Source organism: Bradyrhizobium sp. ISRA442, assembly GCF_038085055.1.
Lineage (GTDB): Bacteria > Pseudomonadota > Alphaproteobacteria > Rhizobiales > Xanthobacteraceae > Bradyrhizobium.
Genome location: NZ_JALGCN010000038.1, coordinates 18,057 through 44,555 on the forward strand (window position 1 = coordinate 18,057; position 26,499 = coordinate 44,555).

Genomic DNA, 26,499 nt, shown 5'->3' on the forward strand with positions numbered 1-26,499 from the left:
GCCGGCGCCTGCATACCGCAATAAGAATCTTGCGGCGGCCTCTTAAATCAATGGCTTAACACGGCGATGTTGCGGTCGTGTCGCCTTCACTCGTCAGGGTAGGCGTGCCGCCGGGAGCATGATGAAAGAAGATGTCGCCGGTGCCAGACTCTCCCGAGTGACATCTCCTGTTCCTCGGGGATGAGCCCCGGCGGCCCGCATACACGCCAACAAGCCATGGTTCGACAAATGCTTGCGGCGCCGGAGCAGGTAGGCCTCGAGAGTTGATCAGTGCTTTCCCGAAGTGCAGGACCGGCGAGCCAGACATCCCGTGACGCGTGGCCGAATCCACAAAGAAGATCGGCATCTGGCCTGCGATATTGACCAGAGGCTCCGAAGCGACGGAGCCACGCTTCCAAATCGCGAGAGTCCCCGGCAGGGCCAATCGTGGCGGAAAGCCAAGAATGAAGACCTCGGCTCCAACCGGCGCATATCCGTATTCCCAATAGTCGGACTTACCGTCTTTCGGGGGGTGATAGAGAACAGCAGCTTTGAAGGACGCAATGCGGCTCTTTTCTTCTTCGTAATTCGGCATCCAGTCATTGAGACAGATCACGCCGATGTCGACCTGTTGAGCCATGCCATCCTGGTTAAGGAAGCCGCAATGTTGTCACCACGTTGGCCGCCCATCTTTGACTACGGGCAGTTCAAGCTCCCGGAATTCCGCTGTTCTACGCGCACTATCTTGCGCAGACCAGTGGCATCTCAGCCGTGTGGGAAAGCGGTGGTGCTCGTCCAGAAATGCTTCAGAGAAGGCATGTTTTCCAGATAGCACATGCCAATTGGTGACAAGGCCGTGCGTCTGCCCGAATTCATAGTAGAATCCTGTCGCCTTCGGCAACGGAACGTTGTGAAAAAATGGTTCGATCTGTGTGACGCGAAGAGATTGCTCGCTAACTGTCAAAGTCTGCTCACTTTCTAGAAAGGGGCGCGTTCAGTGCGCGCATCCTGATAAGTGCAAACCTCAGGTCTCGCCCAGGGCAACTAGAGTGTGCAAATCCGAGTCGCAGCCAATCACGACTCGCGCCCGTGCACGACACTTGTGCTTAACTAAAGCACGCATCTTCGGGCCGAACCGCTCGCTGTCCGACTAAATTCGTGCTCCGAGCGATACTCTGGGCAACTTCGATCGTACGTCTTTGTCAGGAGTGACTTGCGACAAGCATTCACAGTAACACCTCGCCCTTCGGTGCATGCGGTTGCGATTATCGTTTTCAGTCGTCAGAACAGCCTCGGCCGCCGAAATCCTGCAGTTTGACGCCGCTGACCGAACGATCGTAGCTCGCGAATCGCGTTAGCATCTTCATCGTCATGATCACCTCTATATCCGGCGTGTGGCAATGATTACGGGAGGCCGACGCCGGGCCGGCCTCAAGCCCCCTTCAGAACCATGGCCGATTACGATGCGCGAGCAACGAATCCAATTCCGGATTTTGTATAAGGGCCGAAGCTTCATCTGCTCGCGCACAGTGACTGGCATCAGAAAGTTGCGTCAGACGGTTACTGTCCCGGGCTTTGGTGTCGAGATCGACTTGGCCATTTACAGTCAGCACAACGTTCATCCGACCTCGAGCATGGAGGACGCAGCCATCGGCATCGCCACCCAAATGGTCGCGCGCGCCAGTCATCCTCGTACAGCCCGGCGCCGCAGTGCCCCACGCTCCTCGTCGTAGCTGTTTTCATGGGGATTCCAATAGGGGCCGAATGCGAGCTGCGTTCAGGTAAGGGCTAGCGCACCAGGTCAAGTGCCAATTGAGCCTTCCCTCGGGTAGCTACCGACGCGGCTTTATGCTCGATTCGATGGATGCGTCGGTGGCTTATGTCACAGTCGAAGGGCGGAACCGTAAGAGCCGTTGTAGGTTTTCCGCTGTAGCGCCTCGCTTACACGGCTCACTCCGTACAACTGTTATGCACCATGTTGCGCGCGAATCCTGCAGGCATGAGTAGAGAACTGCAGAATTTATGCGTCCATTATTATCTGCTACGCCGCGCATCGCTGGAAGATGGTGATAACGATATCAGGTTCAAAAGTGGTGTTTCCAGAGTGCGGCACGCGCGCTCTCACCACTGGGGCGCATGTATGATTCAGATGACAGTCGAGTTCAACCTTATGTAACTAATCAGAACTAGGGGTTTCGCAAACGATCTCGCCTTTGATTGGAAATCTGGTGCCCGCCCCAAAAATAGCGAAACGACTCGCATCAACAGCTCGTCGCAGATTTCGACCGGCCCTGCGTACCCAGATCGCATTGCTGGGAATCGTGAGTGTGCTTGTCACAGGCGCGACTTGCATTGCCGGACTTGACTATCTCGCGAAGTCGCAGAGCGACGTAAGCGAGAGCGCCAATCTTCGCGCTCACCTCACATCTCTTTCCGAAGCCTTTCTTGAATCGCAGCAGCTGGCTCTGGAGTTTCTGCGCAAGCGTGATGAAGCTATGGTCGCGCGACAAGCCCAGGGCGTCAAGAGCGCGCTGGCGGACCTCAGCCAGATCGAGGAGCAGGCCGCTTCCTTGCCAGGAGGCGATCCCCTGAGAGACGTAACGTTCCTTCGCGCCGGGATCAACCTTTACGCGACTCGCTTTAACAACGTTGTCTCCGCGCAGCGGCTGCTTGGGCTTACGGAGAATGACGGGCTCCAGGGTAAGCTCCGCGAAGCCGTGCATCAGGCGGAAACGCGGCTTGCGCGTTTCAACGAGCCACACCTGACGGTGTTGATGTTAATGATGCGACGGTACGAAAAGGATTTCATGCTGCGTCATGAGGAGAAGTATCGTGATGAGCTGGAAAAGTGCGTCGCCGAATTCGAGGCCGCGCTTGGTACCTCAGAGCTTCCTCCGGAATCCAGAGTGGAGTTGAAGAAGCTTGTTGCTTCTTATCGATCGAGCTTTTTGGCGTTAGTTGTATCGCAACAGGCGCTGGATGACCAAGTTGACGATCTCGTCCAAATCTACGGCCGGAATCGTCCTCTTCTGTTGAAGGCGATCGCAGCCGCGGACGCTCGCGCTGTCTCCGCGGAGGATCATGCGTCGCGCCTCAGAGCGACTTTGGGTTGGGCAATCGGGCTAGCCACTCTCGCAATCGGCTTCGTTGCCGTGCTGATTGGGCAGAAGCTGGCGAAGCTGATAACCCGCATGAGCGCAGCAATGCGTCAACTCGCGGCTGGGCAATTCGATGTCACGCTTCCGGGTCTTGGGCGTTCGGACGAGATCGGCGACATGGCTCAGGCCATGGAAGAGTTTAAGGTCAGATCGAGGGAGAAACTGCAAGAAGAACTTGCGGCTAATCAGGAACAAGATCGCGCGGCCGCGAAGCGGCGCAAGGCGGAGCTTGGAGAGCTGGCCAGCACATTTGAATACGCCGTGAGCGGCGTCATCGATACAATGTCTTCCGCATCGACCGAGCTGGAGGCTTCGGCTCGCGAGCTGACGGATACGGCACACGTTACTCGGGAGATCTCTGATAACGTTGCTTCGGCGTCGGAGGAGGCGTCAGCCAATGTTCAGCTGGTTGCTGCCGCAACCGAAGAGATGATGGCATCCGCTTCCGAGATGGGCCGGCAGGTCGAGCAATCGACAGAGATCGCCAAGGGAGCCGTGCGCCAGGCTGAAGAAACGGATCGGCGGATGAAGCAGCTATCGGCTGCTGCAATCAAAGTCGGTGGCGTGGTTGACCTAATTGCAACGATCGCCAGGCAAACCAACCTCCTGGCGCTTAATGCAACAATCGAAGCTGCGCGGGCAGGCGGTGCCGGCCGCGGCTTTGCAGTTGTGGCGGTCGAGGTGAAGTCGTTAGCAACTCAGACGGCAAACGCGACCGTCGAAATTGGAGAACGGATTGCTGACATTCAAGCAGCGACACTGGAGTCAGTCAGCGCCATCACAGACATCGGAAATAGTATTGGCAGAATCTCACAAATCGCATCAGCGGTTGCCGTTGCGATCGATCAACAGGGCGCGGTAACGAAGGATATTGCCCAGAATATTCAGCGTGCGGCCGCGATGTCGACGGCGGTCGCGGGCAACATCCGGCAGGTTGCGCAGAAGGCGTCCGTTACAGGTGCATCATCGTCGCAGGTGCTGACATCTGCCAATGTGCTTGCCCGAACCAGCCTTCGCCTCAAAGTCGAAGCCGATGACTTTCTCGCCGGGATCCGATCATGATCCTTGCGCCGAGATGTTCCGCAAGCCTCGCTGATGGTGGAGGTAATAGAGCCAAATGCGTGGCATGATAGGCATGATAGGCGCGATAGGAGAATGGGGGCAACTGCTCAGCCCACGAGACTATGGGGCCGGACATCCATAGACAGCTTGCGAAGCCTTCGGAATTGCTGCCGGGGGCAGCATTCGCGCTAACACAAATGGCCGCCGTCGTCGTCCGAAAGCGCTCACGATGCCGGAACATACCGAACTGATCCTTGTGTTTTGACTTCCGATAGGTTTTAAGCCCCTCACTTCATGATCTCGGCGCGAACGAGAAGCGATTCGTGCGGCTTGCCTTGCTGGACTGACGTGACGGAGCCGGCGTCGTTCAGCGTTTGAATCGTTCTGCGCTCCTCAAAGGAATCTATCATGGCAAAAATGACGAAGAACCAGCTAATTGACGCGATTGCTGAAGGAGCGCAGATATCCAAGACTGACGTAAAGGCCGTCATCGAGCAGCTGGCGACGGTAGGCTACAAGGAGTTGAACGAGTCCGGCGAGTTCGTCATTCCCGGCTTCGTCAAAATGTCGGTCGTGAACAAACCCGCTACGGAAGCCCGCAGCGGCATTAATCCTTTTACGAAGGAGCCGATGGAGTTCGCGGCCAAGCCGGCCAGCAAATCGGTTAAAGCGTCTCCGCTCAAGGTTGCCAAAGACGCAGTAGCGGTATGATGAGGTCCGCTCGCCGTCAATAACTTGCACCTGGGCCAGACGACGGACGGCCCTTTGGCACGGTAAGGCCGGGGCAGCGCTCCAGAGAGCCAAACGGATTGCATCACGAAATAAGGTCTGCGAAATACGATACACCGCTATCGAAAGACTGCCGCAACTCTAAGGTCCGTGACGTCCGGCGAGCTGCCGGCGACGTAAGCGGGTCAGGCGATCACGCGATCGCCTGAAGTGAGCTGGCGAATATGCTCGCCGGGCGGCTCAGCCCGTAATGCTCACGCAGTGTCCTGCCAGTGTAGTCGTGACGAACAGGCCGCGTTTGCGCAAGATCGGCACGACCTGCTGGGCGAGAGGTCGAAGCCGCCCGGTAGCCAGGCGGCATGACGTTGAAGCCGTCGGCCGCGGGCTTCGGACAACGCTCGCTCTTATTGATCTCCCTGTTGATCCGCGCTGATCGATCCGGTGTTTCTTCCGCCGTTCTCCGAAGTCATCGCTGCCGGCTGGTAACTCGCACAAACCGGTGAGCTCTATGACGACGTCTCCGCGAGCCTGCTGCGCGCCTTGAGCGGCTTCTCGGTATCCGTCGCGCTGATCGTGCCGCTTGGCCTTGCCGTCGGCTGGTATGCCCGGCTCGGCAATCTCCTGAATCAGTTCATCGAGATCTGCCGCAACACCGCGCCGCTCAATGACCGCACCAAGGCTGTCCAAATGATGCTTGTCAATCACTCCCGGCGGCCGACCGCACGATACCATCGCTCTTGTGCTGATGCCGGCCGTCAATGCTCACGATCTCGGCATGTAGGGAGGTGTTGGGCTCGTTTCTGGCTGGCTGCACTCGCCTGGACCAACTCGTCCGGATCGGCAACCTGCGTCCGGCTCTGGGCGGCTGTTCAGATCAGTTGGATTTCCCAAGTTGGTTCCTTCAAGCAGCTCTCGAAGGCGATCGATGCGAGCGATCCGGAGGACATCGGATGGCTTTATCATCAACATTGGGCTCCTTGCGCGAAGTGCGTCGATGAAGACGATACGAGCGCACAATACCGATGCGTTGTCAGCGGGATTGATAGCCCATTGTCCCCATAGATCGACAGCGAGTCATAGCGGCATCTCGCAATAGGCGTGGGAAATAACGTGCTCGGTCAACTGCCGGCGACGAAAGAGGCGACGCACGCAACGCCACCCGAAATGGTTGCCTCGCACTAGCTGCTGCCGCTGTGGAAATCAACTACGCGAACGGCCATCGCCGCTGCGCAGGCGGAAATCCGTCAAAAAAGGACGATCAAGCGTGGAATTTATGCGTGAGCACTGCTGCTAGCCGCATTAATCAATACTCAAATGCCGCTAGGGTCAGCCAAACGCACTAAAAGCCAAGATGACGCGGAGTTCCTCCGGCCAAAGGAGATCGAAATGTCAGCTGACGGCGGCCTCGCGCTGAACAGGGGCGAAGAGACCTCCCTACTTAGGTATCTAACAAACTTCCGTATGACTATTGCAAGCCGCGAAGATGTGGACCCGCGCGGCAATAGCGCGCCATCTTCCGATCCGGCGAAGGACGCTCTTTTGGTTCGGAGCTGGGACGGCCGGATTCTGCATTCGACGAAACTAGAAACACTCCTGCGATTGAAGCCCATCGCAAAAGACGGAAGCAACGCAGGAATTTAGGCATGAATGGGCGAACTGATGCATTTTGACGCAACAACATTCCTAAGCTGGCCGGCAAGCAAACTCGGCGGACATATTGGGTGACTAGCATGAGCTTGGCGGATTGGAACGTCGTTGTTTTTCGTTCAAGGCCGATTCAGAACGATGATGGCAGAACACAAGCAACCTCAGCTTCCTCGGTTCAGACCAGATGGAGAGCCGCCTGAAAGACCACACACCTAGTGCGCGATGCCCGCGAGCTATTGATGGCGAAGGACTTTATCTAAGGCAATGCCGGGAGCCGGCACATTTCGTGTTCGAAAGGGCTTGTCGAACGCCTGGTTGGAGCTGCCGACAGTAATGGACCAAAGCCGATCCGAACCCGATGCAACGCGGCCCAGAATCATCTCTTAGCTTCGACAAAAATTTTGATCTCTCGTCCGGAGATAGTTGCAATCATGAAGGCTCCCGACTTATGGTAGATCCAATTGAAGGCTGTGGGGAAAAGCTATGAGAGCTGTCTGGCTCGCGTGGCTCGTGCTCGGTGTGTCGGTCTCGCAGGCTTGGTCCTGGGGGCAGGAAGGCCATGCAATTGTCGCCGAGATCGCGCAGCGACGGCTCGATCCCGCCACGCTCGGCAAAATTGAGGGCCTGCTTGCGCAGGAAGCTCCTGGTCTAGATCACCCCAACGTAACACTTGCTTCAATCGCCAGTTGGGCTGACGACTACCGTGCCGACCATAAGGATACGGCAGGTTGGCATTTCGTGGACATGCCGGATGATCGATCAACCTACGATCCGGATGCTGACTGCAAAAACGGCAATTGTGTCGTCGAGGCTATTGCGCGCTTTCGGGCTGTCCTGGGTGATTGCTCGAAGCCGGCATCCGAACGACTCCAGGCCTTGAAGTTCATTGTTCATTTCGTGGGCGACATTCACCAGCCTCTGCACGCTTCGGACCGGTCGGACGCCTACACAGGAAAGGACGATCAAGGCGGCAATCTTGTCCCGGTGACGTTCTTCGGACAGACCACGAACCTGCATACGCTCTGGGATACTGGCCTGATTATGCGCACCGTTTACAACTGGGGCGCCTATGTCGTCCGGCTTGAAACGGTCTGGTTTCCGGGGCGCGACTTGACCGGGTTGAAGGGTGGCTCGCCTGCCGAGTGGGCCGTCGATGCGCACAGGCTTGGCCACGAAATTGCTTATGACATTCCTGACGATGGAGTTTTAGGGGTGAAGTATTTTTCGAAAGCATCTCCGATTGTTGATCGCCAACTGGCCCTGGCTGGAATACGGCTGGCTCAGTTACTCAGGGACACGCTGGCCACGGCAGCGTGCCAGTAACAGAGTGTTAGGTGCCGCTATGAAGGCGCTGACGCTAGCAGTTGCTATCGCTTTGTCGTTTCCCCTCGCGGCTGCGCTGGCAGCTCCGGGAAACACCACGTCCTGCTCGACAAATGGAATCTGCTACTGCACGCACGATTATCTGAGCGATCCCATCAGACAGCGCGTTGCCGAAATACGGAATCTGATCGCCACGCAACGGGCTCAAGGCAAGGCGATCGGTTATCTAAGCGTGCCCCTCACCGGGATTGGCGGTGGATTATTCCCAGTCAATGCGCTCGTCGCTATGGAAGCCAAGGAACGGGTGGAGCAGCAGTTCGGCCCGCGCGACGTTTGGGTCCTCAATCCGGCTGCTCCGGAGTTTTCCCTGGCCGCTGACGCGAACGGCGCCGACTACATGTGGATGTGGACCCAGATCCTCGAAGGAGAAGGGCCTGAAGGCCTTGGCGCGTTCGACTTCGTGTATTTCATCGGACCGTCTGATTTCGCGCGCCACTTTGGGCTTGATGGTCATGCCGACCTCGAAAAGCTCGACACGGCCTATGACAATCTGGTCAAGACCAAGCCTGATCTCGCGGCCAAGGTCGATAAGCGCTCGTTCCGCGACTACTACGGTGTGCGTGCCTCCGTCAGCTTCAGCTACGGATCTCACGATGAATGGAACATTGTTCGGACCATCAATGCGAAACGGCGTGCTGCTGACAGTGCTGCTGGGTTTGCGAAGCAGATGGGTGTCTTCTTTGACGAGAAGCCCGTAGCCCCCGGGCTTTTGGAGGTTCCTGTTGATGTCGGCAATGCCGGCGCATGCAAGACGAATTGATGCAAATGATTTAAGGGAGAGTTTTTCATGTCCACGAAGCAAGCTGCTGCCAATGCCATCAAGAAAGCCAAAGGCAAGGCGACCGGTTCCGGCAACGGAAACGTTGTCGTGAAGGCCTACACCTCACCCACCCTGGTGCTGCTTGCCTATGACTGGCCTGCGGGCGATGAGCATGAGGACTTCCTTGGCTTTGCGATCGAGCGCACGCCTGGATTTGATGGAGCCGCGAAAAGCTGGTTGCCGAACCGAATCGGCTTCAAAGGCCCCAAGCCCGACCACAGCGACTTCCCAAGCAGCGAGGCGCCGATCCAGAAGTTCTACTGGTGGGATGCCCGGATCGATACGAAAGACCGTGGCCACTCCTTCAAGTATCGGATCGTACCGGTAAGGGGAAAACCGGACGCATTGAACCTGTTGGATGCACAGGCCACAGCAATCGACGTGCAGGTCCCGTTGACAGAGGAATACGGGATCACGACACACTTCAACCGCGCCGTCGTGAGTTCGCAGGCTTTCTCGAAACAGTTTCCGGAGATCACGACAGCGGCACAGCAAAAAGCCGCCAGAGCATGGCTTGGCAATGGCATGGAGCAGGCTGTTCCGCAGTTTCTGGATCGCGCAGCAGGCAAGGACATCGAGGGGGCCATTTACCATCTGACCGACGAAACTTGGATCATTCCCGCGCTCAAGAATTATGGGGGGCTGATCTCGCTTGCCTACAATCACACGAGCAAGGACCAGGCCTCCGACGACGCGATCCAGGAGCTCGAGGATTCCGGCCGTCCTGCCGATCTCTTTGCTGCCCGCACGCACGCGAGCATCATGCATAACAAGTTTCTGGTGCGTGTCGGCGCCGCCGATCATCCCGAAGCGGTTCTCGCCGGCTCGGCGAACTTCACGAGCGAAGGTTTGTCCGCCCAGGCTAACGTGCTGCACGCCTTCGAATCGCCTGAACTTGCGAAGCTCTATCTCGCGCGCAAGCGCCTGCTCGACGGAGATCCTGGCCTGTCAGAGACCCAAAAGGCTCAGAAAGGCTGGTCGGATGAGGTCGTGGTTGGCGATGCAACGATTCGCTCCTTTTTCCCGCCGGAGGGCAACAAGACGCGGGTCTCTATTGACACCATTATCGACGCTATCAAGGCTGCCAAGCACTCGATCCTGCTCTGCGCGTTCGACCCCACGGACATGAACCTCCTGAATGCGGTGTTTGATGCGTCGGATGAGGGAAAAATGATGCTGGCCCTCGTCAACCGTGTCCCAGCCAAGGAGCCAACGGGCGATCCGTCCCACGGCGATGTGGCCGCCAAAATTGCGATTCTCGACCGTGCGCAAAAGAGCGATGAGATCGTCGGCTTCGGCGCGTTCAGCGCCAAGGACACACCAACTGATTTCATGCCGGAGCGTGTTCTCTGGCCCGGCGAAGACCCCAAGATCATGGTCCGTGTTCACCACAAATTCGTCGTCATCGATGCCGAAGGCGACAACCCAGTGGTCTTTACGGGGTCGGCAAACTTCAGCGGCAATTCGCTGCATCACAACGATGAGAACATGCTGGAGATCACGAAATGCCCTCGTATCGCGGGCATGTATATGGCCGAGTTCCTGCGTTTGTATGAGCACTATCGGGCGCGCGTCAAATCGGAAGATATCAAGACATTCAAGCTGACGCCCGACTATGGCTGGAGCCGTAAGTATTTCAAGCTGGGCGCGCCAGAAACCAAGGCGCGCATGGCCATGGCAGGTACCGCTGAATAGCGCCGGCGTTGATTTTAACTTTCGACCTGGAGGCATTCATGTTCCTGAACGTTACGGATTACCACGGCAATCAGATTGCCATCGACCCGAAAAGGGTCATCAAGTTGCGCGCGGCCTCGCTTTCGGACGAGCCGGCCAATACGGTGTTCGTCGATTACGCGTCCAACGGGACGTTTGTGCAGGGGACACTGCCAGAAATCCGCCGGCTGTTCGGCACTTAGATCAAGCTGGCTGCATTCCACGCCCCGGATGGTCAGGACATCTACATCAACAAGGATGGCGTAGCCTCGGTGGCGGTCGATGACCGCTACGCCGGTAGCGCCGTGCTCGTTGTGACGGTCGAGTTCGAAAACATCAGAGTTCCGGCCCGCAACAAGATCCCGCTGCGCGAAAGCGTCGGTGAGGCGGAGGCCATTCTCGGCGCCGCGACGCTCGTCTGAATCAATCGTCGTGTCTGGTATCGATGCTGCAAACGCCGGGGGGAGCGAGTATGATGTCTTGTCTGCCCTGATCGCCCGCGCAATCCTTTCTGCGTCCGTGCGAGCGCTGGGCGGCGAGGCGAGCGCGCCGCACCTGCTCACCGAGGATCTCGAGCGACCGCCAGGTGCCGGCTACCAGGGCGCGAGCGGCCATGCGTCCGGGGCGATTTCACGTCCGTGATCGGCGTTGTGCATATTGGGCGCAGGGCAATCCAGAAAAGTTCCTGGGCAGTGAGGGCAGGTCACCTGTGTGGTCCGGTCGCAGGCCTTATAGCCGACGAAGGGAGCGCCGTTCTTTGTCATCAAATAGATTGCACATGCGCTCCGCCTGCTCTGCGCTCGCCCGGCCACCACGTCGATGGCGGGTTGGCGGTCGAGATTTTGGTAGGGCGCAGCGTCACAAGATGGCTGCGCTTGAACGGATAGCCCTGAAGCTCGGAGCATTGGCGGCACCGCATATGCCGCTCAAGTCGTGGATAGGTGTCGTCGTCCGGCGACGCACGACATCGAGGGCAGCCGTCTGACGGCTGTCGCAGCCCAGGCATTTGACCTCAAGGTAGGAATAGCCTGCGTTTAACGCATCGCCGAGCGTCGGCGAGGGCTGGGCTGGTCCCTTGAAGACCAGCTACGCTTGTTCCAGGCTTCACAGGCGGGCCGATCGGCCTGCTTGCGCGCCTCTGCCGCGCACTCGGCTGATGCGCGCACGGACGCAGCCGCTGTTGTCCGCCTGCCGGGTAATGCAGACTTGTTGTGGTCATTGCGAGTTATTCCGAGTCTACACGGCCAAGACCCGCAGCAGACTTTCGCCGCTCTTGAAAGTTGTACACTCGCTAGTTGAAGCCGTAGCCCATTCTACTCCGGCATGGTCTTGCGGGGAGCAGATGCAGTCGGCTCAAGGCGACGTGAACGAGATCAGGACCCTTGCGCTATCAATTGAGAGGCCGTGGCGGAGCTGGGTTCAACGAGTCGTCAGCGAAACTCTGAAATCGCCTTCGCCAAGGTCCCTCACGATAGAGCCGGAGCTCCGGTGTGCCCGAAGCGCCGTGCCACGTCGCGACAAACACTTGAGATATATTCTCACCGTCAGCGTGCCGCGAAATTTGGTAGAGAGCGAGGCCCGGTTCCACCGTGTAGGTAGCGACGAGAAATTCGTCGGTAGCGAAACAGCGGATGACGCTATCGTCCCCTTCGACGTCTCGGCCGTACTGCCGGAGCAGGTTGTCGGTAAGCCTAATAAGCTCCGTGACGGCTTCCCGGTCGATCGCCGTCCTGCTAGCAGAGCGTCGTCCAACCAGCCTTCTCGATCGCTCGATCAACCGGGCCGCGGCCTGACGCGCGACGTGCTTTGTCGCCCCCACTTTAGGCTCCCCCCATGAGTGGTGACTAGAGCTACCACAACGTAGAACTGTTATGTTCGTTCCTCCGTCTTAGAGATAGTATACTATTTTTGGTTGCCCGCCTTCGGAAAGGGACTGCGCTAAAGTTATCCGGTCCGCTTTGCCTCCACTTTCTGCCCGTTCCGGGCGTGCAATACGGGCCCCCCGGGGCTCGTCGGCTATGGACCCGATCTTGCGTCCTTTCGCGAGACTGGCGTGCTCGTCGGCCGCAATCTAAGGGCGAGAAGCCCCGTGATCTCCCGGTGACGCGGCGAACCCAAGTTCGAACTGGTCATCAACGTGACAGCCGCGAAGGCGCTCGGCATCGAGGTGCCGACCTCGATGCGATTGCTCGCCGACGAGGTGATCGAATGAGGCCTACCTTGCAGCGAATGAGTCCGGAGTTGGCCCTTTGCGACAGTCCACCGGGCGCCGGTACATGTCCGAAGTTGGGGTTGGAGCAGAAACCGCCAACTCTGGCTCGAACCGACACGATTGACCCTGGCTGCGTGAAAACGACGAGTCAGATAGAGATCGTCTCGGGGTTTTCGGAGACGATCGATGCGACGGTTCATTGAAGGCGCGGATCGCGATCACTCGACGTTGTTGCCGGCATGCCTCGATGATTGGGTCGGTGAGAGCAATCCTGTTCGTGTTGTCGATGCTTTTGTCGAAGCACTTGATCTCGACGGGATGGGTTTTGAGGACATTGAACCGTCGGCGACCGGGCGACCCGGCTATCACCCAGCGGTGCTGCTCAAGCTGTACATCTACGGCTATCTCAACGCATCCAGTCGAGCCGCCGGCTGGAGCGCGAGGCAAGACGCAATCTCGAGGTGATCTGGCTGTTACAACGGCTTTCGCCCGACGACAAGACGATCGCCGACTTTCGTCGCGTCAACGGCCTCGGCATCAAGAAGGTGTGCGCGAAGTTCGTTGAGTTTTGCCGGCGGATGGGATTGCTGACGAAAGCGAGCGTCGCCATCGACGGATCGAAGTTCAAGGCGGTCAACACGCGTGACAAGAACTTCACAAAAGGCAAGGTCGAGCGCCGTCGCCAGCAACTGGAGGAGAGCGTGTCGCGCTATCTCGCACAGCTCGACACGGCAGATCTGCAGGAGCCATCTGAGACTCTCGCCGCGAAGACGGCGCATCTGAAGGAAAAGCTCACCAAGCTTAAGAGCGAGATGCATAAGCTCGAAGCCTACGAAGAGGCGATGCTGGCATCACCAGATCAACAGATCTCGCTGACCGATCCCGACAGTCGGTCCATGGCAACGAGTGGCCGTGGCTCGGACGTCGTCGGCTACAATGTGCAGGTTGCCGTAGATACCGAGCATCACCTCATCCTCGCGCACGAAGTAACGAATAGCGGCTCAGATCGCGCTCAACTGGCAAACATGGGCAAACAGGCCAAGGCCGTGCTCGGCGTCGACAAGCTCGAGGCCGTGGCCGATCGCGGCTATTACACAGGCGAGGAGATCAAGGCTTGCGCCGACGCTGATATCCTTGTGACTCTACCGAAGCCAAACACGACCGGCATGGAGGCGAAGGGCAAGTTTGGAAAGCACGACTTCGCTTACCTGGCCAAGCAGGATGTGTATCGCTGCCCGGCTGGCGAGTTGCTGGCATACTGGCTCACAACAGTGGATGGCGAGCGCACCATTCGGCGCTACGTCACGAAAGCTTGTGGGAGTTGCCTACTGAAGGCGCGCTGCACCACGGCCAAAAACCGTGTCATCTCTCGTTGGGAGCATGAGCACGTCATGGAGGATGCCCAGAGGCGGCTCGATGCTGATCCTCAGGCGATGCGTCGCCGTCGCGAGACGGTCGAGCACCCGTTCGGCACGCTGAAAATGCGCATGGGCGCGACGCACTTCTTGACCAAGCGCTTGCCGAAGGTCGCCGCTGAGATGGCGCTGCACGTGCTAGCCTACAACATCATGGGTGCTGGTGCGCTGATCGCGGCGATTCAGGCATGAGGAGGAGTGCTGTCGCACGTGCCGCCAACCTCATCATCGATCACAGCGGCTCGGGCAAGCCACTGGGCTGGCTTCCGGCGCCTTACCGGAAATTGTGCCATTTCGGCGCCAATCTGGGACCCCACGGGGCTGCTCCAAGCGGTCCCCCGCAATAAAACGTTTTCACGCGGCCAAGACCCAGACCGGACATGGGAGGACAGGTGACGCCTCAGGCGGGCGCAAAGCCTTTGGCCGCTTCTCTTACCAGCTTCAGAAAGTTGCGGACAACAATCGAGCGGTCACCGCGACGGGCCGCGAGGCTGAGACGCGTTGTGGGGATCACCGGTCCTCTGATGTTGCGGTAGACGACACCCTCCATGAGCGTTCGTTGCATCGAGGCGGGTAGCAGAGCAATTCCGAGCCCGGCCGCAACGAGACCAAAACACGAGGTGATGCCCGGAACGTGTTGGCCGATACGCGGACTGAAGCCAGCCGCGCCGCAAGCTGCGATCGTCGCATCGTACATGCCGGTGCCTGGCGGGCCGAACAGAATGAAAGGCTCTCCGGCCAACTGCTTCATCGAGAGCGCCTTCTCGCCTTTGCGTCGGACCAGTTCGTGGCCCGCAGGGACCGCCACCACCATCGATTCATCGAGCAAAGGCGTAATGACAAGGTGCTCCGGATCGACTCTCGATGTTCGGACGAAAGCGACGTCGAGCTGCTCATCGCGCACCCGATCCAACATTTCTGTGCTGAAGCGCTCCTCGATCGACACCGACACCAGAGGATAAGACTCGCGGAACCTGCGAACGGCAAGCGGCACGAACGGATGAAACGGGCCGCTCGGCATGAAGCCCACGGTGATCCGCCCCAACTCGCCGCGTGCCCGGCTTTGCGTCGCATCGAACGCGTGCCGCAGGCCCGCCAGCACGGCGCGGGCCTCGTCGAGGAACGTGTGGCCCGCATCGGTGAGCTCGACCCCGCGGGCACGGCGATGAAACAGCTGGACCTGCAATTCATCCTCGATCGCCTTGATTTGGCGGCTGAGTGGCGGCTGCTGCATGTCGAGCCGTTCGGCCGCCCGTGTGATGTGACCTTCCTCCGCGACTGCGATGAAATAGCGAAGCTGCCTGAATTCCATGACCATACCCGAGAGGTATTGTAATTGCCCTTTTCATATCATGGATAGATGCAGGCAGAAAGGCTATCGGTAGACATTGGCTTCAACAATCCGACGGAGACGATCATGCCGGCGATGTCAAAGACCCCGCATTTGACCGACGGTCTTTTCCGCGTCACACGGGTGGTGGCGCGCGCGATCTGGCTGGCGTTGGACCCTGCCGACGAAGCGGCCGCAATACCGCGAAGCCTCATCAAAGGCCCCAATTCGCAAGGGGCGGAGCTGGAGGCGCGCCAGCAACAAATGTTTTCAGCCGGATTTTGAGGTCCGTGATGTCGAACAAGAGAGTCGTGCTCTGGCGTCCCATGTATCACCCGATCGGCCACACGCTGCTGTCGGAAGCAGGGGGCGAGGTGATAGTGGTCGACAGCAGCGACGCCGGCGAATTGAAGCAGTCGCTGCACGGCGTAGACGTGCTGTGGGCGCGAGCGCCGGAAAAAGTCACCGCCGACGTCCTTGATGCGGGCAAATCCCTCATTGCGGTCTCCTCTTCAGGGTTCGGCACTGATAACATCGACATCCCCGCCGCCAGCGCCCGCGGCATCGTCGTTTTCAATCATCGTGGATTTGGGCGCGTACCGGTTTCGGAACACGCAATCCTGCTGATTCTGGCCGCCATGAAGCGGCTGGTTTGGGGCGACAAGGGCGTTCGCGACGGCACCGCGTGGGCGGCGCGTTCGGATATGTCGCTGGGCGAACTCGAAGGCAGCACGGTCGGAATCGTCGGCATCGGATTTGTCGGATCTGAACTTGCGCGCAAGCTTGCGAGCGGCTTCGGCTGCCGCGTCATCGGTTACGACCCTTACGCCGATCCGCGGCTCGCTCACCTCGCCAATATCGAAATGGTGTCCGATCTTCGCGACTTGCTTCGCCAGTCCGCCGTGCTCGTGCTGACGCCATCCCTGACCAACGAGACCCGCAACATGATCGGCGCGGCGGAGCTCGCAAACCTCCCAAAGGGGGCCATTGTGGTCAACGTGGGCCGAGGTCAGGTGCTCGACTTCGACGCCCTGGCAGGCGCACTCGACAACGGACATCTGCTTGCAGCCGGGCTCGATGTCTTCCACCCCGAGCCACTGCCGGATAATCATCCGTTGCTTGCGAACGAAAAAGTGACGTTTTCGCCCCACATCGCCGGGAACACGACCGAAGCGACGATCGGCCTGGCCCGATCCGCGGCCGAACAGATATTGGCTTGCCTCAAAGGCGAGACACCGAGGTTTGCAGTCAACCCGCAAGCTTGGAGCGGAACGGCGTCAAGACGGCCAGTCTAGCGTCGATGTGTACAGGTCCGGTACTGGCCCGACGGCGAAGTTCGATGCGCTTTTGGGAAAGTCGGCTTGTCAGGGTGGACCGGAAGCCGCGATCCCGCGCAGCAAGGGCTCAGTTTGACCCATCTCTGCCATTGGCCGATTAAGTGCTATGATGTACATGGCGACATGCTTACCGCGATGCGGCGGGGCTATGATGCCCGCGAGGGATGGTCATGAGGCGGCGCAACTTTATCACGCTGCTTTGTGCCGCTGGCGTTGCAGGGTGGCCGCTCGTGGCACGTCCGCAAGACAGACAGCGGCGCATTGGAGTGCTGTTGGGGCGCTCGTTCGCGGACGCTGAAGGAAAGAAACAGGCCCAGGCGTTGGAGCAAGGGCTTTCGCAGCTTGGTTGGAATAGGGATCGCAACATCCAGGTTGAATACCGCTGGGCTGGTGGCGATCTTGAACGGACCCGAACGCTCGCGAAAGAGCTGGTCAGTCAGCAGCCTGACGTCATTGTCGCCCAGAACACGGCTATAGTAACGGCATTACTCGGCGAGACACGCGCCACTCCCATTGTTTTCGTGCAGGTTACCGATCCAGTCAAAAGCGGCTTTGTTGCTAGCTTGGCCAGGCCTGGCGGCAATGCCAGTGGCCTCGTAGACCTGGAGCCATCACTTGCGGGAAAGTGGGTGGATCTATTGAAGCAAATCGCGCCCAGGCTCGCACGGGTTCACTGTATTTTCAACCCGGAGACCGCTCCGGGAGGCGGATCATATTACTTGCGCCCGTTGGAGGCAGCTGCAACATCGCTGGGTATCCAATCGATCGCTGTGCCAGTGCGCGATACTGCCGGGATCGAACAAGGGATTGCCGCGGTTGCCGGCGAACCCAATGGAGGGCTCGTGGTGATGCCAGATATCTTTAATGGCATCCATCACGAGTTAATCATCTCGACGGCGGCCCGAGACCGTGTTCCCGCAATCTATGCTTTCCGCTTTTTTGCTTCAGGCGGCGGGTTGATGTCTTATGGTATCGATATCCTTGATTTATATCGGCGAGCCGCAGCTTACGTTGATCGCGTCCTGAGGGGCTCGCAAATCGCCGATCTTCCCGTGCAGCTGCCGGTCAAATTTGAACTCGTGATCAATTTGAAAGCTGCGAGAGCGCTTGGCGTCGACGTTTCTTCATCGCTGCTTGCTCAAGCCGACGAGGTGATTGAATGAGACGATTGGCTTGCCTCGCATTTGCACTCTGGGCGTTCGGACTGTCAGCAGGCGCGCACGAGCAGCAGGCCAGCAGATCCTATCGCATAGGATATCTTGGATTCGGCGCGCTAACTTCAACGCTTCGCGAGGTCTTTGAGCGCGAGCTTCGTGACCTCGGATGGATTGAAGGACAGAATATCTTTATCGACTACCGATTTGCCGATGGCGATCGTGACAGGCTGCCGGGCCTCGCGGCGGAGTTGGTCAAGCTCAAGGCGGACGTTGTCGTTGCATCACCGACGCCGGCAGCGCAGGCCGCGAGGAACGTCACACAGGCGATCCCTATCGTGGGCATTGGGCTCGACAACCCTGTCCGGCATGGCCTGATTGCGAGCCTTGCGCAGCCAGGCGGCAACGTCACGGGCCTTTCATATAGCGATGGTCCGGAGATCTTCCGCAAGGACTTGAGCCTGCTGCACGAGATGGCTCCGAACATCCGCCATGTCGCCGTGCTGTCGAACTCAGCCAGTCCGAACCATTTGGTGGCGATGGAAAATATTGAGGCCGCGGCCAAGTCTCTTGGACTTGAGCTCTTGCTTCTGGACGTCGACGCGCCGGACCGGTTCGAGATCGCATTCACAACGATGGCTCGAGAGCGGGTGCAGGCGCTGTTTGTATTTGGTGACCCGATGTTCAGTGTCTATCGATTTCGGCTCGCCGAGCTCTCGGTCCAATACCGGCTACCGACCGTCTATACTAACAGACCTCACGTCGATGCCGGCGGGTTGATGTGTTACGGGCCGAGCTTCCCCGAGCTTTGGCGGAGAGCCGCGGCCTATGTCGATAAGATCCTCAGGGGAGCCAAACCGGCCGATCTGCCGGTTGAACAGCCGGTCACGTACGAATTGGTCATCAATCTAAAAACCGCCAAGGCGCTCGGCGTCGAGGTGCCCCCAACCCTGCTTGTCCAGGCCGACGCGGTGATCGAATGAGGCGGGTCTGCTGCGGTGCGTGAGTGGCCCCTTCTGCCCATGGCGGTGCGGAAGGTCATGTCAGCTCCGGGAGGTAGACCGGAAGCTATGGGCCATTGCTCGGAAGGGTGCTGTCGACCGCACAACACAGGGATATGCGGCGCGATGGATAAGCCGGCGCGCAGCTTGAAATCGCCAAACTTGTTGAGGGCCACCGACACGTCGTGCCGGCGTCGGCGCAATAATGGCCCGAGGAAGCGGAGCCCCTGGCCCGCGGGTCCGGCCTTCGGAGGTCGGGACCCATGACTAAACCGGTTCTTTGGTGGATCACGATGAATCTAGGTCTCCGCTGGGACCCCGACCTATCGCGTCAAAGGTGATCGCGCGCGAAATCGCGATCCTTGACGTCCGGCAGGAGCGCTGTGCTGACAATGCTGACGATCGCGCAGCCGAGGATGTAGAGCGCGATGACATAGCCCGAACCTGTGGCGGCCAATAGCGCTGTCGCGATCATCGGCGCCGGCCCGCCGGCAGCCACCGCAGCCAGTTGAAAGCCGATCGAGGCGCCGCTGTAGCGCAGGCGGGGCGTGAATACTTCGGCAGTCAGCGCCGCCAGCGGCCCCCACATCAAGTCATGGAAAAACAATGCGAAGATGGTCGCCATGATCACCAGGCCGGGCACAGCGCTGTTGAGCATCGCGAAATAGGGAAACGCGAAGAGCCCAGTGGCGGCCGCGCCGAAAACATAAACCCGCTTGCGGCCGAGCCGGTCAGACAGATAGCCGGATAACGGGATCGTGAAGAACGATATGAACGAGCCGATCAGAAGCGCTATCAGAATGAAGTCGCGCGACAGGTGAACGACCTGTGTGCCGTAGGGGAAGATGAAAGCGAGGTAGATGAAGACCGGCGCCATCTCGCCCATGCGCACGAGCGCGGTGAGGGCGATCTCCCTCGGTTGGCGTTTGAAAACCTCGACGACGGGCGCGCGCGCCACCCGCTCCTCGGCGATCACTCGCTCGAAGATCGGCGTCTCGAGAATGCCGAGACGGATCCACAAGCCGATTGCGAACATGACAATGCTTAGCCAGAACGGGACGCGCCAGCCCCAGCTCAGGAATTCTTCTCCCGACATCTGGCTGAACGCCAGGATCGCCAGGGTCGCCAAGAAGAACCCGGCTGGCCCGCCGAGTTGTGGCCAGGCCGCGACGATCCCGTGATTCCGGTTGGTGCGCGCCCACTCCATCGACATCAGGACCGAGCCGCCCCATTCACCGCCGGCGCCGATTCCCTGAACAAACCGCAGGACGATCAGCAAGACCGCGCCCCAAACGCCGATCTGCTCATAGGTCGGGACGCAGCCTACCAGGAAGGTCGACAAGCCAGTTAGCAATAGCGTCGCGATTAGCGCCGCCTTGCGGCCGATGCGATCGCCGTAATGGCCGAAGATCGCTGCGCCGATCGGTCGAGCGACAAAGCCGACCGCGAAAGTGGCGAACGCCTGCAGCGTGGCGGTGAGCGGCTCGGACGACGGAAAATACAGTTTCGCGAAGATGATCGCGGCCATCTGGCCATACAGCAGGAAATCGTACCATGCGATCGTCGTGCCGACCGTGCTGGCGATGACCGCCCGGCGCAGGTGGGTGCGGTGCTCGAGCTCGGACACCGGTACGACGGGGATTTCAGCAGCCGTCATTGACGATCCTCCCGTGCCGGGCATCGGCCGGCCGAGGCCAGTAACCGTGTCGTTGCGGGTCGACGATAACATTGGCCGCGGGCCAATGCACTCGGCTACCATCCCACCCTCGCCGCTTGTCCTCGCTGACGAGTTGATCGAGTAACCGAGTTCGGCGCATGCACTTCGCTGCACATGCTAAGGTCTCGAACTGGCGCGACCCAAAGATTCGGTGCGTTTCCCTGATGCCGGGTGTCGGGGCGACCGGAAAAACATTTGTTCAATCCGAGTCTTATGGGTCATGATCCGATTCGGACCTTGGCTCTGGTCAGTGCTATCGTCTCGCGGTTGCGATGGCGACGATGTAATTCAATAAGACGTCTGCTCGGCGAGGGAGAGCCGGAGTGCTTGCCCCGATTGTTCTGCTTTTGGAAGCAGTGCTCGTAACATGGGATGATCGGGGTCCAGATTCCCGTCGGCGGATTGAGTCCTATCCGAGGCAGCGAGCCCCATGCACCCTGGCCGGCAGTTGGAGTTTTTAAAGCGCGTCCAGATCCTGGCTGGTCTATCGCAGATATCTTTGGAGGAGCTCGCCAAGACGTGCAGATGGCATACTTACAAACGCGGTGAAGAAATACTTGGGTATCGCGATCCTTCGAACAATGTATTCTTTCTTGTCTCCGGCAGGGTTCGCGCAATCATCCACTCGGCACGTGGGAAAGCTATCATCCTTAGGGACCTTAGGACGGGCGACATTTTTGGTGAGATTTCTGCCATCGACGGGAGCCCACGATCGGCATCGATCGAGGCACTGGAGGCAGCCACCGTCGCGACCCTGACCTCTAATCAATTTGAAAATCTGCTGCTCAAGGAGCCAAGCGTCGCAATGGCAACGCTGCGCCACATCGCGGGTGAACTGAGAAGATTGTCGCAACGCGTGCTCGAGTTCAGCACACTTGTTGTGCAAAACCGAATTCAGGCGGAATTGCTCCGTCTGGCGGCTGATGCTGATAGAGACGGAGCGCAACCGTTGTTGTCGCCGGCCCCATCGCTTTCCGACATCGCCAACCGTGTTAGCACTCATAGAGAAGCAGTTTCTCGGGAGGTAAGCCGTCTCACTTCGATCGGTCTGTTGCGTCGCGAGGGACGCAACCTGCGGGTCACCGACATCGGCCGTCTAGAGAAGCTTGTGCGCGACATCAAGGGCGAGTAGCCCATTCCTGGCTTCCTGGTGCGACGTGGCATGCGATGCCGGCGATCGGCCGATCCCACCGCTCAGATTTTTTTCATACATTGGCAAAACTCAACGCCCGGTGCGGTTCCTGGGCGTAGCCTCGCCCCACCGCGGCGACGACCATCATGTCTCAATCGGCTTACCGGAAGGCAAGAGTAACGAACGGAGCAAGCCGATGCATAGGTACTTACATTACGCGCGGGCGAATTGATTTAGGTCATTTTGGAAGTTGTGGTGCGAATATTCTGTTTTGTTTGCAGAGGAGGATTGCCATGAAGAAAATGTTCTCGGTGGCCGCTGTTGCGGCAGTGATGGTAGCCGGCTCCCGGGCAGGGGCCGCAAAGCTTCCAAGCTTTGAATTGAAAGGCCTTCCGATCACGCGACATCAGGTCGCAGTAATGGGAGCGCAAGATGTTAAGGAACAGTCGGCGACCCCAACGCTGACGTACGGCGGGATGCCGGCGTCTGCGCATCAGATCGCTGTCCTGACGCCGCGCCCCAGCATGACGGCGAAGGCAACGGCCGTGAAGCTGACCACAGTCGGCTTGTCAGAGCGATAACGCGACGGCGGGCGCTTGGGTGTGACAGCTTCGGTCGGCATCTGCTCCGTTGCCGTCAAAGCTCATCTTGAGGACTGCAAGTCCCCAACCAGGACAGCGCCGATGATCCGCGTGCCAGGCCGAGTTGGGAATCCGGAGATTGCACAATGAGCACAACATATATTTCAACAGGGTGGGACAGACGCCTCGCTTCTGCCCGGCGCGTCGTCAGCTTCTTGGAAAGACATTGGGAGACGTTTCTGGAAAGGCGCATACGCGAGCAGCTACGCGCCGATTTGTCCGGCCTAAGTGACAGGGAGCTGATGGACATCGGTACTTCGCGTGGCGAGATCGACTACGTCGCCTCGAACCGAGGTAGCGATCCGCGAGGCGTCCGATAAACGCACGGAGAGTGCCATGCCAACTCGTTGTTCGCATCGCTCTCCCGCAGACCACGACCTCGCGATGCGCTTCCTTCAAGTCGATCGCTCCTGGTATGAAAGCTATTGGCTCGAGGAGCACAAGCGGCAATCGGCCGGCATGATCGCTCGAAATGTTACGACCGCAGCGTCGTGCCTTCGCCCAGCTTGGGACCGCTTGGCCTCAGTCCGGCCAGCGGTGTTGGCGATTGCCCTAACGACCAAAACCAGTCCCGGAATACGACAGTCGTGAATCTGCATTTCGTCTCCCTGGCGAGGACGGTCGTATGCTATGTTTTCAGCACATCATTCCTCCTAGATCTGATATGGCGGGCTTACGGACTGCCGCCTGTCATTTGCTATCGGAATACTTGAGCCATTCGGCCCCGCCTTCGGACGCATTTCAAAAGTCGGCCGGGCGATATTTCATTGATGCATTTCCCTCCGTTCTTCCCATTGACCCGGAGGCGGGCTTTTTCTGTCAAGTGTTACCACGAAGCGATTTTCGCATGTCTATTACCAAAAACCGAGCCGCTCCTTATTCGGGTGCAAGGCGGGGTAGCGGTCACTTCATCCTTTCGATGCTCTGTGCAGCCTGCATGCTTCAATCCGCGAATAGCGCGTGGGCTCAATGCACCGCCCGCGATGTCTTGCAGAACCAGCTAAAACTCAAGACGCGCTCCGCCCAGCCGCCCCAACAGCCTATCAAGTCCGCCCGCGATGTTGCGACATGGAAGACGATTACAATTGGCACCTTCGCTGACTTGATTAGGCTGCGCAACGACATGGACCGTATGGGCTGCAATATCGGTGGGCAAGCCGCTGAAATTCTTGCTCGACCGACGTTCGCCGTTACCTCTCATAAGACAGATGTGGACCTCGTCGCCCTATCGCCAGCCCAGCTAGGGTTCACGTCCGATACCGTGAGCCTGGCCACGGTTTACGCGCGCGCTCGACAGCTCGGCTTTGAACTTGCTGCGGCCGAGGTCGGCCCGCAATTGCGAATCCAATATCTCGACCAACCCATGGGTGAATTTCTCATCATCGGAATGGAGCCAATCAAGAAGTGGAGCGGCGAGCCGATTATTCTGAATGTGGCAAATGGCGGAGCCGGATTGATCCTAATCGGCCAAGACGGTAGAGCCGGAGCGGAAATACCCGTGACATCTCGTTTTGTTTTCGCGCGGCCCCATCAACCCGCACCCAGCACCGAACTCGAGCAGGCAGCAACGTTTCCACCGTGAACAGGAGCGTCCCGAGCTGAGAAGTTTTACCGGCAAACTGCGACGCCCGCGACGGGCGTGTGCGTTTGCGTTTCAACAACGCACTATGGAAGGAGCCCGAGAATGACCATCGGCAGAAAAATCTGGCTCTGCATGATGCTGGCCGCCGCGATGGTGGCGAGCACATCCGTGGGAGCGCAGCCCCCCGACGACCAAGTGATCATTATGACTCAAAATATCGATCAGGGGAACGAAGCAACTTTAAGGACGGGGACTCCGGATGCGTTTGCAAAGTTTTTCACCGAAACTGTGGACACCAAACCAAAGGACCGGGCGGCCGCCATCGCCAAGGAGATTCGTGCCAACCAACCTGATCTCGTTGCGCTCCAAGAAGTAAGCATCTTGCGCAAAGGAAGTGGTCCCACGCCGAATGACCCCAAAATTGCGGCAACGGAGGTGGTGCACGATCAACTCCAGCTTTTGCGTGATGCGCTTAACGAACTTAACGAGCATTACGAGACTGTTGCCGTCATCCCCAACAGCGATCTGCAATCTTCGACTTCGAGTCCCCTGAACTTCGTTGTCCGCCTAACGGATCGGACCGTCATCCTCAAACGCGCTTCCTCGAACCGTCTCAAGCTGTCGAATGTTCAAGTCGAGGAATACTGGGGCAAACCGGAGGTTGGCCCGTTCCGTACGTTCGGCTGGGGCTCGGTCGATGTTGAAGTCGGCGCCTTTAAGTTCCGGTTCGTAGTAACGCATTTGACACCGCCACAACCTAATCTTCCTGACCCGATAGCCGTTCAGAGGGCACAGGCATTAGAGCTTATTCAAAGCGCGGGGAAACCTGATCTTCCGGGGGGATCCGTTCTTCCGGTCGTGTACGCGGGTGATTTCAACACTGTGGCTGGGCTCGACACCTACAAAATTCTCGTCCACGATTCCGGCGGGATCGACGCGTGGAAAAAGGTGAATCCCATGGCCTTATGCCCCGAGCCCCGCCCCACAGGCGATCACGATCGGGGCGGTTGTACCTGCTGTCAGGCTCCCAATCTTAGCGATTCCACGCCCCAGTTAGACCATCGGATTGATCTGGTGATCGTGCCCCCTAGTATCAACGTTGGGGAGGCAAGGCTCATCGGTACTTTGCCGGCCGACCGCACACCATCGGGATTATGGCCATCCGATCATGCGGGCCTGGTAGTTGGCTTTGTGCCCCAGAGGGGCGGTGACAAAAAATTGACAAATGTGCAGACCGGTAAGTGCCTGACAATTGCGGGAGGGGTGAGTGCCGATAATAATGTAGAGGCCGTCCAATTTACCTGCGACAGTCATCCGTCGCGCAGCTGGAAGATAAACAACGTAGGCGGCGTTGTTCAGATCCAGAATGTGCAGACCGGTAAGTGCCTGACAATAGCGGGAGGGGTGAGTACCGATAATAATGTAGAAGCCGTTCAATTTACCTGCGACAGCCATCCGTCGCGCACCTGGAAGATAAACAACGTAGGCGACGTTGTTCAGATCCAGAATGTGCAGACCGGTAAGTGCCTGACAATAGCGGGAGGGGTGAGTACCGATAATAATGTCGGGGCCGTTCAATTTACCTGCGACAGTCATCCGTCGCGCACTTGGCGTCTTGAAGCAGCGACAATTGGAACGCCTCCTATGAAGTGCTGCGCTAGTGTGAAAGAATAAACAAACCGAAGACACGCGGAAGCTGCGTTTTTCTGTAAAGACTTAGTAATTTTTCACAAGCGCAACCGGCGACCCAGGCCTCTGGGTTTGTTCGCCACTGGTCTTGGCGCGTCGGGTTTGCTCGGGGGGCGCGGGAGGAAAAAACGCGCCAATCAAAGTCTATTTATGAGACGCGGCCGTGACATTCGGCGCAGATCGCGGCGAGCGCATTGCCTTGCGGCGATTGGTTGGGATTGTCCGGGGTCGCGCGGCTTGGCTGCCCTGGCGATGGCGTGCTCGATGTCCCACTGCTTTGCCGCGAAATCAGAGCTCGAGCAGTCGCTCGATGTCCTCGAGGCACACGATGCAGCGACCAAGATGGTTGTGAACCCGCAAGGAATGGCGGCTGGAGAAACCGACACGCAACCAATTGCGGAAGCGGCGTCGCAATTGACGCCACGGGTGCTCTCGCGGGTAAAAGAAAAAAGCCCTGATAGTTCCGCCCACTCGGTGGAGTAAGTCAGAGGATCGCTGGGTACAGCGGCGCTGAGCAGGCGCAAATGGTCGCGTTCGATGGCGAGGCCGCGACACCTCGGCTGGAAGTCGCAAACGGGCGCAATGCCTATTCAGGACCAGCGGCGGTGGTGCAAGGCACTCGGCATCGCGGTACCACAATCGCTGCTCGCGCGCGCCGACTAATCGAATAGGCGTCCATTTGCTGCGCTGCATGAGTCTGGAATTGGCCCGAAGCGACGGTGGGGATTTCTGCTATTCCGCCGCTGTCAGGGGTTAAGCGGACATCTGGGAGCGGGCCAAAGACGACGCGACTGACCC

General features: G+C 58.6%; 22 protein-coding genes and 3 pseudogenes. 20 read left to right on the top strand and 5 right to left on the bottom strand.

The annotated features are described in order from the left end of the window. Positions 1–55: 55 nt before the first annotated feature. Positions 56–619 carry a hypothetical protein gene (locus tag MTR72_RS38685; RefSeq protein ID WP_341512223.1) on the bottom strand — a complete coding sequence of 188 codons (564 nt, stop codon included), beginning with the start codon at positions 617–619 and terminating at the stop codon, positions 56–58. A 1,687-nt stretch (positions 620–2,306) separates the two neighbouring features. Between MTR72_RS38685 and MTR72_RS38690 the strand changes: the two genes are divergently transcribed. Together MTR72_RS38690 and MTR72_RS38695 are read left to right on the top strand one after the other, a co-directional pair. Continuing rightward, the gene (locus tag MTR72_RS38690; protein WP_341512224.1) at positions 2,307–4,199 is read left to right on the top strand and encodes a methyl-accepting chemotaxis protein; all 1,893 of its coding nucleotides are present in this window, start codon (positions 2,307–2,309) and stop codon (positions 4,197–4,199) included. Positions 4,200–4,607: 408 nt separating this feature from the next. Next, a complete protein-coding gene (locus MTR72_RS38695) occupies positions 4,608–4,910 on the top strand; it encodes an HU family DNA-binding protein (RefSeq protein ID WP_280969197.1) in 303 nt (100 codons plus the stop codon). 211 nt (positions 4,911–5,121) lie between these two features. Here MTR72_RS38695 and MTR72_RS40655 read toward each other — a convergent pair. Then, a pseudogene (locus MTR72_RS40655) lies at positions 5,122–5,310 on the bottom strand (LLM class flavin-dependent oxidoreductase); the annotation flags it as partial. Between the two features lie 158 nt (positions 5,311–5,468). Between MTR72_RS40655 and MTR72_RS38700 the strand changes: the two are divergent. The 7 genes from MTR72_RS38700 to MTR72_RS38730 all read left to right on the top strand — a co-directional run bounded on the left by MTR72_RS38700 (position 5,469) and on the right by MTR72_RS38730 (position 10,913). Further along, positions 5,469–5,990, top strand: coding sequence for a hypothetical protein (locus MTR72_RS38700; RefSeq protein WP_341512225.1), 522 nt, complete (start codon positions 5,469–5,471; stop codon positions 5,988–5,990). A 324-nt stretch (positions 5,991–6,314) separates the two neighbouring features. Next, positions 6,315–6,569, top strand: a complete 255-nt coding sequence (locus MTR72_RS38705) for a hypothetical protein (protein WP_341512226.1) — start codon at positions 6,315–6,317, stop codon at positions 6,567–6,569. A 489-nt stretch (positions 6,570–7,058) separates the two neighbouring features. Then, positions 7,059–7,898, top strand: a complete 840-nt coding sequence (locus MTR72_RS38710; RefSeq protein WP_280969200.1) for a S1/P1 nuclease — start codon at positions 7,059–7,061, stop codon at positions 7,896–7,898. Between the two features lie 19 nt (positions 7,899–7,917). Beyond that, positions 7,918–8,718 (top strand): hypothetical protein, encoded by an 801-nt coding sequence (locus tag MTR72_RS38715; protein WP_341512227.1) that lies wholly within the window; start codon positions 7,918–7,920, stop codon positions 8,716–8,718. A 27-nt stretch (positions 8,719–8,745) separates the two neighbouring features. Continuing rightward, positions 8,746–10,473: a phospholipase D-like domain-containing protein gene (locus MTR72_RS38720; protein ID WP_341512228.1), complete on the top strand. Its 1,728-nt coding sequence runs from the start codon at positions 8,746–8,748 to the stop codon at positions 10,471–10,473. Positions 10,474–10,511: 38 nt separating this feature from the next. After that, positions 10,512–10,694 (top strand): hypothetical protein, encoded by a 183-nt coding sequence (locus MTR72_RS38725; protein ID WP_280969203.1) that lies wholly within the window; start codon positions 10,512–10,514, stop codon positions 10,692–10,694. Between the two features lie 69 nt (positions 10,695–10,763). Then, positions 10,764–10,913: a hypothetical protein gene (locus tag MTR72_RS38730; RefSeq protein WP_341512229.1), complete on the top strand. Its 150-nt coding sequence runs from the start codon at positions 10,764–10,766 to the stop codon at positions 10,911–10,913. Between the two features lie 341 nt (positions 10,914–11,254). Here MTR72_RS38730 and MTR72_RS38735 read toward each other — a convergent pair. Then, positions 11,255–11,657, bottom strand: a pseudogene (locus MTR72_RS38735) (hypothetical protein). A 1,232-nt stretch (positions 11,658–12,889) separates the two neighbouring features. On the opposite strand from MTR72_RS38735, the pseudogene MTR72_RS38740 reads away from it, so the two are divergent. Beyond that, a pseudogene (locus tag MTR72_RS38740) lies at positions 12,890–14,310 on the top strand (IS1182 family transposase). Between the two features lie 208 nt (positions 14,311–14,518). On the opposite strand, the gene MTR72_RS38745 reads toward MTR72_RS38740, so the two are convergent. Continuing rightward, on the bottom strand, positions 14,519–15,436 hold the full coding sequence (locus MTR72_RS38745) for a LysR family transcriptional regulator (protein ID WP_341512230.1): 918 nt from the start codon (positions 15,434–15,436) through the stop codon (positions 14,519–14,521). 42 nt (positions 15,437–15,478) lie between these two features. Between MTR72_RS38745 and MTR72_RS38750 the strand changes: the two genes are divergently transcribed. The 4 genes from MTR72_RS38750 to MTR72_RS38765 all read left to right on the top strand — a co-directional run bounded on the left by MTR72_RS38750 (position 15,479) and on the right by MTR72_RS38765 (position 18,922). Further along, the gene (locus MTR72_RS38750; protein WP_341512231.1) at positions 15,479–15,733 is read left to right on the top strand and encodes a hypothetical protein; all 255 of its coding nucleotides are present in this window, start codon (positions 15,479–15,481) and stop codon (positions 15,731–15,733) included. Between the two features lie 8 nt (positions 15,734–15,741). After that, on the top strand, positions 15,742–16,743 hold the full coding sequence (locus MTR72_RS38755) for an NAD(P)-dependent oxidoreductase (RefSeq protein WP_341512240.1): 1,002 nt from the start codon (positions 15,742–15,744) through the stop codon (positions 16,741–16,743). A 212-nt stretch (positions 16,744–16,955) separates the two neighbouring features. Then, positions 16,956–17,948, top strand: a complete 993-nt coding sequence (locus MTR72_RS38760; RefSeq protein ID WP_280969206.1) for an ABC transporter substrate-binding protein — start codon at positions 16,956–16,958, stop codon at positions 17,946–17,948. Positions 17,949–17,953: 5 nt separating this feature from the next. After that, positions 17,954–18,922 carry an ABC transporter substrate-binding protein gene (locus MTR72_RS38765; RefSeq protein ID WP_341512232.1) on the top strand — a complete coding sequence of 323 codons (969 nt, stop codon included), beginning with the start codon at positions 17,954–17,956 and terminating at the stop codon, positions 18,920–18,922. Positions 18,923–19,271: 349 nt separating this feature from the next. Here the strand turns inward: MTR72_RS38765 and MTR72_RS38770 are convergent, their stop codons facing one another. Further along, positions 19,272–20,597, bottom strand: coding sequence for an MFS transporter (locus MTR72_RS38770; RefSeq protein ID WP_341512233.1), 1,326 nt, complete (start codon positions 20,595–20,597; stop codon positions 19,272–19,274). Between the two features lie 559 nt (positions 20,598–21,156). Here MTR72_RS38770 and MTR72_RS38775 point away from each other — a divergent pair. The 6 genes from MTR72_RS38775 to MTR72_RS38800 all read left to right on the top strand — a co-directional run bounded on the left by MTR72_RS38775 (position 21,157) and on the right by MTR72_RS38800 (position 26,184). Continuing rightward, positions 21,157–21,789: a Crp/Fnr family transcriptional regulator gene (locus MTR72_RS38775; protein ID WP_341512234.1), complete on the top strand. Its 633-nt coding sequence runs from the start codon at positions 21,157–21,159 to the stop codon at positions 21,787–21,789. 293 nt (positions 21,790–22,082) lie between these two features. Continuing rightward, on the top strand, positions 22,083–22,370 hold the full coding sequence (locus MTR72_RS38780; protein ID WP_341512235.1) for a hypothetical protein: 288 nt from the start codon (positions 22,083–22,085) through the stop codon (positions 22,368–22,370). A gap of 146 nt (positions 22,371–22,516) precedes the next feature. Beyond that, a complete protein-coding gene (locus MTR72_RS38785) occupies positions 22,517–22,750 on the top strand; it encodes a DUF1127 domain-containing protein (protein WP_341512236.1) in 234 nt (77 codons plus the stop codon). A 527-nt stretch (positions 22,751–23,277) separates the two neighbouring features. After that, positions 23,278–24,012, top strand: coding sequence for a hypothetical protein (locus MTR72_RS38790; RefSeq protein WP_445819687.1), 735 nt, complete (start codon positions 23,278–23,280; stop codon positions 24,010–24,012). 102 nt (positions 24,013–24,114) lie between these two features. Further along, a complete protein-coding gene (locus MTR72_RS38795) occupies positions 24,115–25,686 on the top strand; it encodes an RICIN domain-containing protein (RefSeq protein WP_341512237.1) in 1,572 nt (523 codons plus the stop codon). A gap of 252 nt (positions 25,687–25,938) precedes the next feature. After that, the gene (locus MTR72_RS38800; RefSeq protein ID WP_341512238.1) at positions 25,939–26,184 is read left to right on the top strand and encodes a hypothetical protein; all 246 of its coding nucleotides are present in this window, start codon (positions 25,939–25,941) and stop codon (positions 26,182–26,184) included. Positions 26,185–26,499 lie beyond the last annotated feature (315 nt).